General features: G+C 59.5%; 16 protein-coding genes. 12 read left to right on the forward strand and 4 right to left on the reverse strand.

What is annotated here, in order from left to right; all coding sequences use genetic code 11:
• The first annotated feature begins 27 nt into the window (after positions 1–27).
• The 6 genes from DFR40_RS17140 to DFR40_RS08140 all read left to right on the forward strand — a co-directional run bounded on the left by DFR40_RS17140 (position 28) and on the right by DFR40_RS08140 (position 5,634).
• Entirely contained in the window at positions 28–180 is a 153-nt protein-coding gene (locus DFR40_RS17140) for a hypothetical protein (RefSeq protein WP_170160181.1), read from the forward strand.
• Between the two features lie 75 nt (positions 181–255).
• On the forward strand, positions 256–1,449 hold the full coding sequence (locus DFR40_RS08120; RefSeq protein WP_121457993.1) for a class I SAM-dependent rRNA methyltransferase: 1,194 nt from the start codon (positions 256–258) through the stop codon (positions 1,447–1,449).
• A gap of 86 nt (positions 1,450–1,535) precedes the next feature.
• The gene (locus DFR40_RS08125; protein WP_121457994.1) at positions 1,536–2,813 is read left to right on the forward strand and encodes a hypothetical protein; all 1,278 of its coding nucleotides are present in this window, start codon (positions 1,536–1,538) and stop codon (positions 2,811–2,813) included.
• Positions 2,814–2,827: 14 nt separating this feature from the next.
• Positions 2,828–3,364 (forward strand): ATP-dependent protease subunit HslV, encoded by a 537-nt coding sequence (hslV, locus tag DFR40_RS08130; RefSeq protein WP_121457995.1) that lies wholly within the window; start codon positions 2,828–2,830, stop codon positions 3,362–3,364.
• Positions 3,361–4,707: an ATP-dependent protease ATPase subunit HslU gene (hslU, locus tag DFR40_RS08135; protein ID WP_425453938.1), complete on the forward strand. Its 1,347-nt coding sequence runs from the start codon at positions 3,361–3,363 to the stop codon at positions 4,705–4,707. The genes hslV and hslU overlap by 4 nt, the downstream gene beginning before the upstream one ends.
• 39 nt (positions 4,708–4,746) lie before the next feature.
• Complete coding sequence (locus DFR40_RS08140; RefSeq protein WP_245985642.1) at positions 4,747–5,634, forward strand: AEC family transporter; 888 nt, start codon at positions 4,747–4,749, stop codon at positions 5,632–5,634.
• A 43-nt stretch (positions 5,635–5,677) separates the two neighbouring features.
• On the opposite strand, the gene DFR40_RS08145 is transcribed toward DFR40_RS08140, so the two are convergent.
• Genes DFR40_RS08145 through lptM form a run of 3 tightly spaced genes read right to left on the reverse strand, consistent with a single transcriptional unit; the run spans position 5,678 to position 7,436 of the window.
• Positions 5,678–6,043 carry an RNA-binding S4 domain-containing protein gene (locus tag DFR40_RS08145; protein WP_121458245.1) on the reverse strand — a complete coding sequence of 122 codons (366 nt, stop codon included), beginning with the start codon at positions 6,041–6,043 and terminating at the stop codon, positions 5,678–5,680.
• A gap of 5 nt (positions 6,044–6,048) precedes the next feature.
• Positions 6,049–7,311, reverse strand: coding sequence for a diaminopimelate decarboxylase (lysA, locus tag DFR40_RS08150; RefSeq protein ID WP_121457996.1), 1,263 nt, complete (start codon positions 7,309–7,311; stop codon positions 6,049–6,051).
• Entirely contained in the window at positions 7,308–7,436 is a 129-nt protein-coding gene (lptM, locus tag DFR40_RS17560) for an LPS translocon maturation chaperone LptM (RefSeq protein WP_081700079.1), read from the reverse strand. Before lptM ends, lysA begins: the two co-directional genes overlap by 4 nt.
• A gap of 42 nt (positions 7,437–7,478) precedes the next feature.
• Between lptM and cyaY the strand changes: the two genes are divergently transcribed.
• Positions 7,479–7,796, forward strand: coding sequence for an iron donor protein CyaY (cyaY, locus tag DFR40_RS08160; protein WP_121457997.1), 318 nt, complete (start codon positions 7,479–7,481; stop codon positions 7,794–7,796).
• Here cyaY and DFR40_RS08165 read toward each other — a convergent pair whose 3' ends face one another.
• Entirely contained in the window at positions 7,797–10,157 is a 2,361-nt protein-coding gene (locus DFR40_RS08165) for a penicillin-binding protein 1A (protein ID WP_121457998.1), read from the reverse strand. It abuts the gene before it with no gap.
• A gap of 162 nt (positions 10,158–10,319) precedes the next feature.
• On the opposite strand from DFR40_RS08165, the gene DFR40_RS08170 reads away from it, so the two are divergent.
• Genes DFR40_RS08170 through DFR40_RS08190 form a run of 5 tightly spaced genes read left to right on the forward strand, consistent with a single transcriptional unit; the run spans position 10,320 to position 15,352 of the window.
• The gene (locus tag DFR40_RS08170) at positions 10,320–11,405 is read left to right on the forward strand and encodes a pilus assembly protein PilM (RefSeq protein ID WP_121458246.1); all 1,086 of its coding nucleotides are present in this window, start codon (positions 10,320–10,322) and stop codon (positions 11,403–11,405) included.
• Positions 11,402–11,965, forward strand: a complete 564-nt coding sequence (locus DFR40_RS08175; RefSeq protein ID WP_121457999.1) for a PilN domain-containing protein — start codon at positions 11,402–11,404, stop codon at positions 11,963–11,965. Before DFR40_RS08170 ends, DFR40_RS08175 begins: the two co-directional genes overlap by 4 nt.
• A complete protein-coding gene (locus DFR40_RS08180) occupies positions 11,962–12,645 on the forward strand; it encodes a type IV pilus inner membrane component PilO (RefSeq protein WP_121458000.1) in 684 nt (227 codons plus the stop codon). Before DFR40_RS08175 ends, DFR40_RS08180 begins: the two co-directional genes overlap by 4 nt.
• A 29-nt stretch (positions 12,646–12,674) precedes the next feature.
• Entirely contained in the window at positions 12,675–13,187 is a 513-nt protein-coding gene (locus tag DFR40_RS08185) for a pilus assembly protein PilP (protein ID WP_281270071.1), read from the forward strand.
• The gene (locus tag DFR40_RS08190) at positions 13,184–15,352 is read left to right on the forward strand and encodes a type IV pilus secretin PilQ (protein ID WP_121458002.1); all 2,169 of its coding nucleotides are present in this window, start codon (positions 13,184–13,186) and stop codon (positions 15,350–15,352) included. The genes DFR40_RS08185 and DFR40_RS08190 overlap by 4 nt, the downstream gene beginning before the upstream one ends.
• Positions 15,353–15,356: the final 4 nt, after the last annotated feature.

Raw genomic sequence — 15,356 nt, forward strand, 5'->3', positions numbered from 1 at the left:
AAATTTCGCCGAAATCCGGAGTCATCCATGGCCATCAACCGTACCCGCCGCAACATCCTGGAACGCCGCTGTGTTTCCAAGTCCGTCAAGCGCCTGTTCAAGGGCGACGGCAAGACGACGTTCAAGACCATGTACGCTGTCGAGTGCCAGCAGCGCAACCGCAAGCCGCTGGGCAACTAAGCACCACCCAAGCATTCCCGGCCCCGGTTATCGCAAGGTAACCGGGGCTTCTTGCATTTTCCGGTCGAGAAAGATATGGCCCAATTGATCCTGATGCCGGGCAAGGAACGCTCGGCGATGAAGCAGCGCCATCCCTGGCTGTTCGCCGGCTCGGTCGGCCGCCTTGAAGGGCGCGCCCGACCTGGCGATACGGTCGAGGTGCTGGCCGACAACCTGCGCCCGCTGGGGCGCGCCGCCTACAGCCCGCAATCGCAGATCCGCGCCCGTTTCTGGACCTTCGATGCCGACGAGTCGGTCGACGATGCCTTCTTCAAACGCCGCATCGCCGCCGCCGTCGCCCGCCGCGAGGCGCTGCCGGAACTGCGCGGCCAGGATGGCGTGCGCCTGATCCATGCGGAATCCGACGGTCTGCCCGGGGTCATTGCCGACCGCTACGGCGACACCGTCGTCGTCCAGCTGACCTCGGCCGGCGCCGACAAGTGGCGCCAGGCGATCGTCGCCGGCCTGGTCAAGGCCACCGGCTGTGCCCGCGTCTATGAACGCTCCGACTCGGAAGTGCGCGCCCTCGAAGGGCTGCAGCCGACCACCGGCTGGCTGTACGGCGAGGCGCCGGCCGAGCCGCTGGCGATCATGGAAAACGGCGTGCGTCTGGCGGTCGACATCGCCGGCGGGCATAAAACCGGCTTCTACCTCGACCAGCGCGAAAACCGCCGTCTGCTCGGCGAGCTGGCGGCCGGCAAGGACATCCTCAACTGCTTCTGCTACACCGGCGGCTTTTCGCTGCAGGCGCTGGCCGGCGGCGCCGCCAACGTGCTCTCGATCGACTCGTCCGGCCCGGCGCTGGCGCAGGCCCGCGCCAACCTGGCGCTCAATCCGCAATTGTCGGCCGCGCGCGCCGAGTGGCAGGAGGCCGACGTTTTCCAGGCCTTGCGCGATTTCCGCCAGGCCGGCCGCAAATTCGACCTGATCGTCCTCGATCCGCCCAAGTTCGCGCCGTCGGCCGCTCACGCCCAACGCGCCGCCCGTGCCTACAAGGACATCAACGTCCTCGGCTGCCGTCTGCTGCGTCCGGGCGGCATGCTGATGACCTATTCCTGTTCCGGCGGCATCGGACTCGAACTGTTCCAGAAGATCGTCGCCGGCGCCGCCCACGATGCCGGCCGCGATGCGCGCATCGTTCGCCGGCTGGCCGGCGCGGCCGATCACCCGGTGGCGTTGAACTTTCCCGAAGGCGAATACCTAAAGGGCTTGCTGGTCCAGGTCGACTGATTCCGTTTGACGGGTTTTTACCGCCGCCGACCGTTGCCATCGCGATCGGTGCATGCTAAAACGGTCCTTCAGTACGCGGAGTGGTCATGGTCTTTTCCTTCTTCAAGAAGCAGCCCCAGAAAATGCCCGAGCGGACGGCGGCCCGTCCGCGTGCACCGCTGCCCGAGATGAAGCTGAACCCGCCACCGGCCGAGGTCCCGCCGGCGGAGGCCGAACTCCTGCCCGACCTCGAGTTCACCGTCGAGGAACTGCCCGCTGCTGCCGCCACGCCGGCGCCCGTTGCCAAGCCGCAGCCGGCGGCTGCGCCGCAGCGCAAGATCGACCTGGCGATGAGCGCCGACGATTTCGACAGCGAGTTCACCGAATCCAGCGTCATGGCGATCGACGTCGAGCACGACATCGATCCCCTCCAGGCCGACGTCGAGCAGGTTGCCGTGCTTTTCGCCAACGGCCAGGACGCGGCTGCCCGCGGCATCCTCGAAAGCCTGTTGCAAAGCTATCCGGGCGAGCAGGGAATCCGTCTCTGGCGCATGCTCTTCGACCTGCTGCAGATTCTTGGCGAGCGGGCCGCATTCGATCGTTTCGGCGTCGAGTTTGCCGAGCGTTTCGAAGTCTCGCCGCCGGCCTGGCGCGACGAGCAATGCCTGGTGTCCGGGGCGCCCGGCGCGACCCAGGTTTTTTCGCTGCAGGGGGTGTTGACCGATGACGACCGGCAGCCGCTGCAGCAACTGAGCGCACTGCTTGCCCAGCCAGGCGAGTTGCAGCTCGACTGCAGCAAGCTCGCCGGCTGCGACGACATCGCCGCCGGCGTGCTCGCCGATGCCCTGATCGTTTCCCGGCGCACACGCAAGCATGTCGTCCTGCGCGGCGCCGAGGTCTTCAGCCAGCGTCTCGACGAGCGCCTGAAGGCCGGCGACGCCCGCCACGAGCCGTCCTGGCGCCTGCTGCTCGAACTGCTGCAGCGCTGCGGGACGCAGGCGCATTTCGAGGAACGGGCTGTCGATTATGCGGTGACCTTCGAACGCTCGCCGCCGTCCTGGGAGCCGCCGCTGGCCGCCGCCGTCGAGCGCAAGGCGGTCGCCGCGCCGCGCGGTGGCGAGGTGCATTACCTGAGCGGCGACCTCAAGGCGCAACGTTTCGAGGACCTGTTGCCGCTGCTCGAAAGCAGCGAGCAGCCGGTGCTCGACTTTTCCTGCGTGCGTCGCCTCGATTTCTTCTCCGCCGGCCAGCTGGTCAACCGGCTGGTGCCGTTCAAGGCTGCCGGCAAGGACATCGTGCTGCGCAGCCCGAATCATCTGGTCGCCGAGCTGATGGCCGTGGTCGGCCTGAACAAGCAGGCGCGCATCATCGTTCCCAAGTCTTAAATCAGGAAAAAACCATGGAGCAATATCACGGCACGACGATCCTGTCGGTGCGCCGGGGCAATTCCGTCGCCATGGGCGGCGACGGCCAGGTGACGCTGGGCAACATCGTCATCAAGGGCACCGCCAAGAAGGTTCGCCGCCTCTACCAGGGGCGCATCCTTGCCGGTTTCGCTGGCGGCACCGCCGATGCCTTCACGCTGTTCGAGCGTTTCGAGGCCAAGCTGGACAAGCATCAGGGCAATCTGGTGCGCTCCGCCGTCGAGCTGGCCAAGGACTGGCGTACCGACCGCGCCCTGCGCCGGCTGGAGGCCATGCTGTCGGTCGCCGACCGCGAGTCGTCGCTGGTCATCACCGGCAACGGCGACGTCCTTGAACCGGAATACGGCATCGTCGCCATCGGTTCCGGCGGCGCCTACGCGCAGAGCGCGGCGCGGGCGCTGGTCGAGAACACCGAACTGAGCCCGCTGGAGATCGTCACCAAGTCGCTGGAAATTGCCGGCGACCTGTGCATCTACACCAATCGCAACTTCACGCTGGAGACGCTGGAATGAGTGGCGCCACGATGACCCCGAAGGAGATCGTCTCCGAACTCGACAAGCACATCGTCGGCCAGAACGCGGCCAAGAAGGCGGTGGCCATCGCCCTGCGCAACCGCTGGCGGCGCGCCCAGGTGGCCGAGCCGCTGCGCCAGGAAATCACGCCGAAGAACATCCTGATGATCGGCCCGACCGGCGTCGGCAAGACCGAGATCGCCCGTCGCCTGGCGCGCCTGGCCGATGCGCCCTTCATCAAGGTCGAGGCGACCAAGTTCACCGAGGTCGGCTATGTCGGCCGCGATGTCGAGACGATCATCCGCGACCTCGTCGAGATGGCCATCAAGGGTCACCGCGAGCGGGCGATGAAAGCCAACCGCGCGCGTGCCGAGGATGCCGCCGAGGAACGCATCCTCGACGCGCTGCTGCCGCCGGCGCGCAGCCCGGGCTTTTTTGCCGAAAACAGCGAGTCGACCGTCAGCGATAACAGCACCCGCCAGAAATTCCGCAAGAAGCTGCGCGAGGGCGAACTCGACGACAAGGAAATCGACATCGAGGTCGCCGCACCGAGCATGCAGGCCGAGATTTTCGCGCCGCCGGGCATGGAGGAACTGACCCAGCAGATTCAGGGCATGTTCCAGAACATGGGCGGCGGCAAGAAGAAATCGCGCAAGCTGAAGATCAAGGAAGCGCTGAAGCTGCTCACCGACGAGGAAGCGGCGCGCCTGGTCAACGACGAGGAGGTGAAGCTGGAAGCGGTGAAGGCCGTCGAACAGCACGGCATCGTCTTCATCGACGAGATCGACAAGGTGGCCAGCCGCTCCGACGCGCAGGGCGCCGACGTCTCGCGCCAGGGCGTGCAGCGCGACCTGCTGCCGCTGGTCGAGGGCACGACGGTGTCGACCAAGTACGGCATGATCAAGACCGATCACATCCTGTTCATCGCTTCCGGCGCCTTTCATCTCTCGAAGCCGTCCGACCTGATTCCTGAACTGCAAGGCCGCTTCCCCATCCGCGTCGAGTTGGACTCGCTGTCGGTCGCCGATTTCGAGTGCATCCTGACCCAGACCGACGCCTGCCTGACCAAGCAGTACCAGGCGCTGCTGGCGACCGAGGGGGTGAGCGTCGATTTCGCCGCTGACGGCATCCGCCGCATGGCCGAGATCGCCTTCCAGGTGAACGAGAAGACCGAGAACATCGGCGCCCGCCGCCTGCATACGGTGATGGAAAAGCTGCTGGAAGAGGTTTCCTTCGAGGCCGGCAAGGTCGGGCTGGAAAAGATCGCGGTCGACGCCGCCTACGTCAATGACAAGCTCGGCGAAGTGGCGGCCGACGAGGACCTGTCGCGCTACGTGCTGTAAGCTGCGCGAGCGTTTTTTGCCTTTTCCGGAGGTCGACCGTTGGACGAACAAAGCCTGAGCTTTCGCCTGCTGGCGATCCTCTTTCCGATCTTCGGCATCGTTGCCGCCGGCTATTTCTACGGGCGCAAGCACAAGCCGGAGATGGCCGTGGCCAACCGGCTGAACATGGACGTCTTCGTGCCGGCGCTGGTCTTCGCCGCGATGGCCGGCAAGTCCTTCGATCTCGCGGCCTATGCACCGCTGGCGCTCGGCGGCTTCATCGTGATCGCCGTCTGCGGCCTGCTTGCCTGGCCGATCGCCCGGCTCTGCGGCGTGCAGCCGAAGACGCTGGCGCCGCCGATGATGTTCAACAACTCCGGCAACATCGGCCTGCCGCTGGCCGTGCTCGCCTGGGGCGAAGCGGCGCTGCCGGCGGCGGTGATCCTGTTCATGGTCGAGAACACCCTGCATTTCTCCTTCGGCGCCAAGCTGCTCGACCCGAAGACGCGCATCCTGATGCTCTGGCGCATTCCGGTGGTTTTTGCCGCGATTGCCGGGTTGACCGTGGCCGTGCTGAAAATTCCGGTATGGCAGCCGCTGGTCATCGCGATCAAGATGCTCGGCGACGTCTCGGTGCCGCTGCTGCTGTTCTCGCTCGGCGTGCGCATGACCGACGTCTCCTTCGGCGAGTGGAAGCTGTCGGTCGGCAGCGCCTTGCTCCGGCCGCTCGCCGGCATGGCCATCGCCTACGCGGTGATCCAGCTGTTCGGGCTGGAAGGCCGCGATGCGGCGATGCTGGTGGTGTTCGGTGCGCTGCCGCCGGCGGTGCTCAACTTCCTCTTCGCCGAGCGTTACCAGCAGGAGCCGCAGCGGGTGGCGTCGATCGTGCTGGTCGGCAACCTGGCGGCGCTGGTCTTCCTGCCGCTGGCACTGGTGCTGGTGCTCTGATTTTTGCGTGCATCTGACGGTCGACCGTCAGATCCGGCAAAAATCAGCGACCGAAGCGATCCATCTGCCGCCGGTCGCGCTTGGTCGGGCGGCCGTGGATTTCGGCGGCGGGTTCCTGGGTGAATTTGCGCCGTAATTGCTCGGCTTCGCGGGCGGCGACGCTCTCCGGGGTTTCCTCGTAGAGCAGGCGGGCTTCGGGGGCCGGGCCGCGCTTGTCCGAGAGCCCGAGAATGGTCACCTGCCAGCGGGTTTCGCTGTTGCTGATGTCGAGCCGGTCGCCGATCTTCACGTCACGTGCCGGCTTGGTCGGCGCCCCGTTCAGCTTGACCTTGCCGCCGCCGACCGCATCGGTGGCCAGGCTGCGCGTCTTGAAGAAACGCGCGGCCCACAGCCACTTGTCGATGCGGATGCCGCTCACTGCGGCAGGACGGATTCGCCGGCGTAGAGCTGTTCGACGGTCTCGCGCTGGCGGATGACGTGTACCTGATCGCCATCGACCATCACTTCGACGGCGCGCGGCCGAGTGTTGTAGTTCGAGGCCATGGCCATGCCGTAGGCGCCGGCTGACATCACCGCCAGCAGGTCACCCGCCTGCAGGTTGAGCGGCCGCGCCTGGCCGAGGAAATCGCCGGTTTCGCAGACCGGGCCGACGACGTCGTAGTCGCGCGTGGCGCCAGCGCGCGGCACGACCGGGTCGATGTCGTGCCAGGCCTCGTAGAGCGCCGGGCGCATCAGGTCGTTCATCGCCGCGTCGATGATGGCGAAGTTCTTGGCCTCGCCTTCCTTGAGGAATTCGACGCGGGTGAGCAGCAGGCCGGCGTTGCCGACCAGGCGGCGGCCCGGCTCGAGCACGACCTTGAGGCCGCGGCCGTGCAGCTTGTCGAGCAGCGGATTCAGGTAGGAAGCGACGGTCGGCTGCACCTGGTCGGCGCGGTATTTGATGCCGAGGCCGCCGCCGAGGTCGATGTGATGGACTTGAATGCCTTCGGCAGCGAGCTGGTCGATCAGCGCCAGGATGCGGTCGAGCGCTTCGGCAAACGGCGACGGGTCGAGCAGTTGCGAACCGATGTGGCAGTCGATGCCGGCGACGGCGATGTTCGGTAGTGCGGCGGCGCGGCGGTAGAGCGCCAGTGCGTCGTCGTAGGCGACGCCGAACTTGGCTTCCTTGAGGCCGGTCGAGATGTACGGGTGAGTCTTCGGATCGACGTTCGGATTGACGCGCAGGCTGACCGGCGCCGTCTTGCCAAGCTGGCCGGCAACTTCGTTGAGGCGCTCGATTTCCGGGATCGATTCGATATTGAAGCAGAAGATGCCGACTTCCAGCGCCAGCTTCATTTCCGCCGCCGTCTTGCCGACGCCGGAGAAGACGACCTTCTGCGGATCGGCACCGGCCGCCAGCACGCGCTGCAGTTCGCCGCCGGAAACGATGTCGAAACCGGCGCCGAGGCGGGCGAACAGGTTGAGGATGGCGAGGTTGGAGTTGGCCTTGACGGCGTAGCAGACCAGCGCGCCGGCACCAGCCGGATGGGCGCCGAGGACGTCGTGGAACTCCTTCAGCGACTCGCTCAGCGCGGCCCGCGAATAGACGTAGGCGGGTGTGCCGAACTGTTCGGCGATGGTCGGCAGGGCGACGGCTTCGGCGTGCAGGACGCCGTTCTTGAGGGCAAAGTGGGTCATCGGGCGGGGCTGCGTTGAGCCGTGCTACCATCTGCCGCGCCGCCCTTCGGCGGCAATTCGAGCGGGCCTTTCATGCCGCAGGCGGCAAGGCTCAGGATGATCAGTACGGCAGCGATTCGGGACATGGTTTCGGTCGCGGTCTGCGAAGAGCGGGATGTTAGCACACGATGGATGACAGCGAATTCAATGCCCGGGCCGACCGGACCCTGGCCCGGATCGAGGCAGCCCTGGAGGCTTGTGATGCCGACCTGGATTTTGAGCTGGCTGCCGGCGGCATTCTCGAAATCGAGTTCGAGGACGGCAGCAAGATCATCGTCAATCGCCACGGCGTTGCCCGTGAAATCTGGGTTGCCGCGCGTGCCGGCGGCTTCCACTTCCGTGCCGACGGTGACCTCTGGCGCGATACCCGGGATGGCGCCGAACTGATGGAGAAGTTGTCGCGCCTGGTCAGCCAGCAGGCCGGCCAGACGGTGAGCCTGGGCTGATCAGTTCGGGCCGCTCAGATGCCTGAGCTCGGCCGGCCAGCCGGCCGGCTGTGTGGCTGCCGGCGACGGCGTGCCGGGGCCTGACGGCGGCGCCGTCTCCGGCGTCGCGCCGGATAATTCAGGCGGCGGTTTCGTCAGGTTCTCGCTGTACACCAGATTGCCGCTGCCACTCCCGTCGGTGGCCAGGCTCAGTCCCTCCGGCATCTCCGGCGTCTGTTGCGGGACGTTGCGCAGTGCCGTGGCCATGTAGCCGATCCAGATCGGCATTGCCGCAACACCGCCGGTTTCCCGACTGCCCAGCTTTCTCGGCTGGTCATAGCCAACCCAGGCGCAGCCGGCGACCGTCATCTGGTAGCCGCAGAACCAGGCGTCGACATATTCGTTGGTGGTGCCGGTCTTGCCGGCCAGGTCGCGCCGTTTCAGCTGGCCCGAGGCGCGGGCCGCGGTACCGAACAGCGTGACGTCGCGCATCATCGAGTCGCTCAGGTAGGCGTTGCGGGCATCGATCGCCCGATGCGCTTCATCGCCGGCATGGGGGACATTGGCGACCGCGACGACCTGATTTTTCTCGTCGCGGATTTCGCGAACGATGTAAGGCATGACCCGATAGCCACCATTGGCGAAGATCGCGTAGGCGGAAACCATCTGCCACGGCGTCACCGATCCTGCGCCGAGGGCCATCGTCAGGTAGGGCGGATGCTTGTCGGGATCGAAACCGAAGCGGCTGACGTAATCCTGCGCGTATTGCGTGCCGATGGCCTGGAGCAGGCGGATAGAAACCATGTTCTTGGATTTCGCGAGCGCGGTGCGCATGCTCATCGGCCCGTCGTATTTGCCGTCGTAGTTCTTCGGTTGCCAGGCCTGCGAGCCGGTTTCGCCAGCGGAAATGACGATCGGCTCGTCGGCAATCATGCTGCCCGGATGGAAGCCCTTTTCCAGGGCGGCTGAATAAATGAAGGGCTTGAAGCTAGAGCCGGGCTGGCGCCAGGCCTGGGTGACATGGTTGAACTTGTTGCGGTTGAAGTCGAAACCGCCGACCAGGGCACGAATCGCACCGTCTTCCGGCGATACCGCAACGAATGCCGATTCGACCTCGGGCATCTGGCTGATCTGCCATTTGCCGGCCTCGTCCTTGACCACACGGATGATGGCGCCACGCTTGATGCGCTTGTTCGGCGGTGCCTGCTCGTCGAGCATGCGCGCTGCGAATTTGAGGGTGTCGCCGGTGAGCGTGATCATTTCGCCACCCTTGACGTAGGCCTCGATCTTCTGGCGGTCGGCCTGCATCACCAGTGCCGGGCGGAGATCGCCGGCGTCGCTGATGTCCTGCATCAGCACGTCGATCGCTTCGTCATGCTCGGAGCTGATTTCCTTCATGTTGAGGTAGGACTCGGCACCCCGGTAGCCGTTGCGCCGGTCGTAATCGAGCACGCCTTTGCGCAGCGAGCGGTAGGCTGCCTCCTGCTCGGCCTTGATCAGCGTGGTGTACACCTTCATGCCGCGGGTGTAGACATCTTCGGGGAAACTCTCGGCTGCGATCTGGCGGGCCATTTCGGCCACGAATTCGGCGTTGACCGCAAACTCGGACAACTCGCGCTTGATGACCAGCGGCTCCTTGAGGGCGCTCTCGTACTGCGCGTCGTTGATATAGGAGAGTTCGTGCATGCGGCGCAGCACGTATTGCTGGCGGATGCGGGCGCGTCGTGGATTGGCGATCGGGTTGTAGGCCGAGGGGGCTTTCGGGAGTCCCGCCAGCATCGCGGCTTCGGCGATCGAAATGCTCTGCAGGGATTTGCCGAAATAAATCTGGGCCGCAGCACCGAAGCCGTAGGCGCGTTGCCCGAGGAAAATCTGGTTGATATACAACTCAAGGATCTGATCCTTGTTCAGATTGCTTTCGATCTTCAGCGACAGCAGTGCCTCGTAGAGTTTTCGCGTGTAGGTCTTCTCGCTGGTCAGGAAAAAATTGCGGGCAACCTGCTGGGTGATCGTCGAAGCCCCCTGTTTTTTTCCGCCGCTCAGCAAATTGGATGCGGCGGCGCGCATGATGCCGGTATAATCGATGCCCATGTGCTGATAGAAGCGGTCGTCTTCAGCCGCAAGAATCGCATGCTTCATGATGTCGGGGACTTCACCGATGGCGACCACGGCTCGTCGCTCTTCGCCGAATTCACCGATCAGGTGTCCGTCGGCGGTGTAGACGCGGAGCGGAATCTTGGGCCGGTAGTCGGTAAGCACTTCGAGCGAAGGCAGGTTTGGGTATGCCAGGGCGATGATGATGGCAATCATCGCTATGCTGATGGCAATCAGGCCGGCAAGGGCGGCAAGCGGGTAGGCGAGCAGGCGAAACGCTGATGGCATTGATGTGATCGTTTGAGTGTGGCGAGCTTGGGGCATTATACGCTGAGCCCATTCCGGGGGTATGAAAGTGCTTTACACTGCTAGGGCTTGTTGCTAGCATCTGAAGTGAATTATTGGTTTTTCTTCTAAGATCGTAATCTGTAAGGATTTTCTGGGGGTGTGGTGGGCTTCGATATCTCAGCTTTGCTAAATCCCAAGGCGCGCCCCTTGCTCGGGCTGGACATCAGTTCGTCGGCTGTCAAGCTGGTCGAACTCACCGCCAGCGGGAAAGAAGGGTATCGCGTCGAGCGCTACGCCATCGAGGTGCTGCCGAAAGATGCGGTTTCCGATGGCAATATCGCCAATCTCGATGCGGTGGTTGATGCGGTGAGGCGAGCCTGGAAGCGTCTCGGGACCTCGACAAAAAATGTCGCGATGGCGTTGCCGGCTTCGGCGGTGATCACCAAGAAGATCATTGTCCCTGCAGGTCTTCGAGAAGAAGAACTCGAAGTGCAGGTGGAAACGGAAGCAAACCAGTACATTCCGTTTTCCATCGACGATGTCAATCTTGACTATCAGGTGCTTGGTCCCGCTCCGGCTGTTCCGGACGAGGTTGAGGTGCTGATCGCCGCGTCGAAAAAAGAGCGTGTCGAAGATCGTGTCGCTGTTGCCGAGGCGGCAGGGCTCAAAGCGCTGGTTGTCGATGTCGAGTCGTTTGCCACGCTGGCTGCTTTTGAGCTGATCGAGCGCCAGCTGCCTGAAGGTGGCAAGAATCAGGTTGTCGCGTTGATTGATGCCGGGGCCAATCTGATGAATCTGACGGTCATGCGGAATGGCTTGCAGGTCTATGCGCGGGAGCAGGCATTCGGTGGCAGCCAACTGACGCTGGATATCTCTCGGCATTACGGGATGTCCCTTGAGGATGCCGAGGCAGCGAAGCGCTCGGGCAATTTGCCCGAAGGGTATGAAGCGGAGTTGCTCAATCCCTTCATGGAAAATTTGGCGCTCGAAGTGTCGCGTGCCCTGCAGTTCTTCTTCACTTCAACCCAATTCAATCAAGTCGATCACATCGTCCTCGCCGGCGGGTGTGCGGTGATACCGGGCATCGATGAAGTGGTGGCGACGAGAACCCAGTTCAACACCTTGATTGCCAATCCTTTTGCCAACATGTTGCTCTCCGATCGCGTAAGAGCACGTAGCCTGCTTGCCGACTCTTCTTCCCTGATGGTTGCATGCGGCCTGGCGTTGCGGAGGTTTGATCCAGCATGATTCGAATCAACCTATTGCCTCATCGCGAGGAAGCACGCAAGGCAAGGCGTGAGCAGTTTGCTGTAATGGCAGGCCTCATTTCGCTGCTTGGTTTGGTTGTGGTTTTTGCCGGATATTCTCTTATTGGTGCTCAATTGGAGCATCAAAATGGGAAAAATGATTTCTTGAAAAGCGAAATCACTATTTTGGACAAACAGTTAGATCAGATAAAGCGCTTACGAGAGCAGACGCAGGCTCTGCTTGCTCGGAAAAGGGTTATTGAAGATCTTCAGCGTGATCGAGGGGAAACTGTTCACCTGTTAAGCGAGTTGGTGCGCCAAGTGCCCGAGGGAGTTTATCTAAAATCATTGAGGCAGGACGGGATGGGGGTGAACATCACTGGGTATGCTCAATCAAACGCAAGAGTTTCGGCTCTGATGCGAAATATTGATGCTTCTGAGTGGATGGAACGGCCGCGACTCATTGAGACAAAAGCTGTTGTTCTGAACGGTCGTCGAGTGAATGAATTCGGCATGGATTTCGTCTTGAGCAGGGCGACCCCGGAGGAAGGTGGGCAATGAAGAGCAAAATTGGGGAGGTGTTGAATTCGTCAAGATTTGATTTTCAATCTGCCTTAGATGATTTTCGCCACTTAAATCCTAATGACCCCGGAGGGTGGCCCTTGGTGCCGAAGTTGACGGCACTGATTTCGCTTTTTCTCGTGCTGTTACTTGCTGGATGGTGGTTTGTTTGGTCGGATCAACTGTCGCTCTTGGATCAGGCCGAAAAAGAGGAGTTGGCACTCAAGGACCAATTTCTGTTGAAGAAACGGCAAGCGGTAAATCTGGATCTTTATACGCAGCAATTGGCAGAGATAGATCGGTCTTTTGGTGCTTTGCTGAAGCAGTTGCCAAATAAGTCCGAAATCGAAGCGCTACTGGTTGAGGTTAATCAGGCGGGTTTGGGGAGAGGTCTCCAGTTTGAATTATTTCGGCCGGGCAACGAAGAGGTCAAAGATTTTTATGCCGAGCTTCCGGTGACGGTGAAAATTAATGGTTCGTATCACGATATTGGCGCTTTCGCTGCCGATATCGCAAAACTTCCCCGAATTGTTACTTTGAACGGAATTTCGGTTGCGCCAATGAAAAACGGGGATGTTTTGACCTTGGATGCTACCGTCAAGACGTTTCGTTATTTGGATGAAAGCGAGATTGCACAGCAACGCCGTCCTTCTTCTGTAGGAAAGGGAGGTGCTCAGTGAAAAATTGCTGGCCGATTCTATTGTGCTTGGTGTTTTCTGGGTGCTCAGATGGTGGATATGAGGATCTGAAGGTTTGGATGGAAGAAAGCTCTCGTGATCTGCGCGGGAAGGTGACTCCTCTTCCTGAAGTAAAAGCTTATGAACCAGTTCCTTATAGTGTCGAGAGTTTGCTCGATCCTTTTCGCGGGTCGAAAATCGATCCCAATTCTCAGCTCAAGCAAGGGGTTGGAAAAGGCGGCATGTTTCAGCCGGATTTTGAAGCTAGGGAGCAGAGGAATAGTATTTTGGAGAAATATCCTCTGGAGTCGCTAACAATGATTGGCCGGTTGATTGTAAATAGGCAACCAATTGCGGTTGTAAAATATGAAAACTCAGTCCGCCAAGTGAAGGTTGGTGACTACATCGGCCTTGATTTCGGTATGGTTACTGCAATTGATGAAGCGGAAATTAAATTGAGAGAATTGATACAAGATTCTACTGGTGAGTGGGGTGAGCGCCAGAGTTCGCTGTATCTGCAGGTAACAGAAGGGGGCGGTAAATGAAGCATTTTAAATTTTCCATTTTTCTTTCTTGTGCGCTTTTTGTCGCTATGTCACCCCTGCGTGCGGAAACGCCTGCTAAAAATTCGATTGAATCAATCAATGTGATGCAACAAGGTAACGAAGTTGCGGTCAAAATTGATTTTCATGATAGCTTGTCGTCGCCGCCTGCTAGTTTCTCCGTTGCTAATCCTCCGAAGATTGCGTTTGATTTTCCTAGTGTTTCAAACTCGACGGGAAAGACTGCCCAGCTTATTAATGAAGGCGATTTGCGTAGCCTGAATATTGTACAAGTGGCAGATAAGACGCGGATGGTTTTAAATCTTGTAAGAAATTTGAATTATCGAACAAGGGTTGATGGGAAAACGCTGTATGTAACGCTGTCTCCAGTTGAGCGCTTGAGTGATATAGCTGCTGAGCGATCTGTGCGTTTTGCCGAGGAAAGTTTGGTTGGCGAGCGTCATTCCGTTCGCGATATTATTTTTCGGCGAGGCAAGGACGGTGAAGGAAGAATCGTTGTCGATTTAAGCGATGCCGGTACCGGTATTGATATTCGTAAACAAGGGGATTCCTTGGTTGTCGATTTCATGAAAACGTCGCTGCCTCAGCACTTGTATAGAAAACTGGATGTCACCGATTTTGCGACTCCTGTTTTAGGGGTGGAGTCGAAAGTCATTGGTGAAAATGTGCGCCTTATCATTGCTCCGAAAGGGGCTTGGGAGCACAATGCTTATCAAACTGACAACCAATTCATTGTCGAAGTCAAAAAAGTAGTTGAAGATCCAAATAAGTTGGTTCAAGGTACAAAAACCGGTTACCAGGGGCCACGTGTAAGCATAAATTATCAAAATGGTGATGTAAGAGCCTTGTTGCGGCTTATGGCGGAGGAGTTGGGTTTAAATGCAGTTATCAGTGAGACGGTTACAGGGTCGACGACACTGGTATTGAAGGACGTTCCTGCAGACCAGGTTATTGATATCATATTCAAACAAAAAGATTTGGATATGCGTAAGAATGGCAATATTCTCATCATTGCACCGAGAGATGAAATTGCCACTAGGGAAAAATTAGAGTTCGAATCCAAACAACAGATTAGTGAATTGGAACCGTTGCAGACCGAGCAGTTTGTGCTCAATTATCAACGGGCGATTGATATCCAGAAATTATTGGCAGGTGAGGGGGCTGTTGGTGCTGCCGGCGAGGGAGTGGCGGCGTCCCAGAGAATTCTTAGCAAGCGCGGTAGCGCTGTAGCAGATGCGCAGTCCAATATCTTGTTCGTTAGCGATATTCCGGCAAAGCTTGGAGAGATTCGAGGGTTTATAAAAAGCATTGATATTGGTGCTCGTCAAGTATTGATTGAAGCCAGGGTTGTTGAGGCAAGTGATGATTTCAACAAGTCGATCGGCGCAAAAATAAATCTTATTAATTCGAAGCCGGTCAACGTTGGAAACAGTAGTGTTGGCTTTGTTGGCGGCAGTGTTTCTCCTGGTACTGTTACGTCGACTACCAAGGACGGAGTGACGACAACTACGTCGACTGCTGCGACATTGAATCAGAGTTCTATGGGAGGAGTTAATCTACCGTCGTTTAAATCAACCGGTGGAACCTTGGCTTTTTCTCTATTCAATTCGAGCTTGACCAGAATTTTGAACATGGAAATTGCCGCTCTACAGGCTGATGGTTTGGGAAAGCTCATTTCTAGTCCAAGGGTTGTGACGGCAAACAACAAAGAGGCGACGATAGAGGATGGGACAGAAGTTCCCTACGTGACAACCTCTAATTCCGGTGGAGTGGTCACTCAGACCGTCAGCTTTAAGCCGGCAAAGCTGTCTCTGAAGGTAACGCCTCAAATTACACCGGACGGAACAGTGAAGATGGCTTTGGAGGTCAAGAAAGAAGAGGCTGATTGGACGAGGGCTGTACTGGGTAATCCTCCTATAAAGAGCTCTGTGGTCAGGACCGATGTGGTCGTCGAGAACGGTGGTACAGTGGTCGTTGGCGGCGTTTACATTACAAACAACCAGAGTTCTGTCGAAAAAGTTCCGCTGTTGGGAGACGTGCCATTTTTTGGCTGGATGTTCAAGTATAAAAACGATTTTGGAAATCGTCGGGAGCTCTTGATTTTCATCACGCCTCGGATCATCTCCGAGAATTTAAGACTTGACTAACTAA

The sequence above is a fragment of the Azonexus fungiphilus genome (genome assembly GCF_003634965.1).
GTDB classification, from domain to species: domain Bacteria; phylum Pseudomonadota; class Gammaproteobacteria; order Burkholderiales; family Rhodocyclaceae; genus Azonexus; species Azonexus fungiphilus.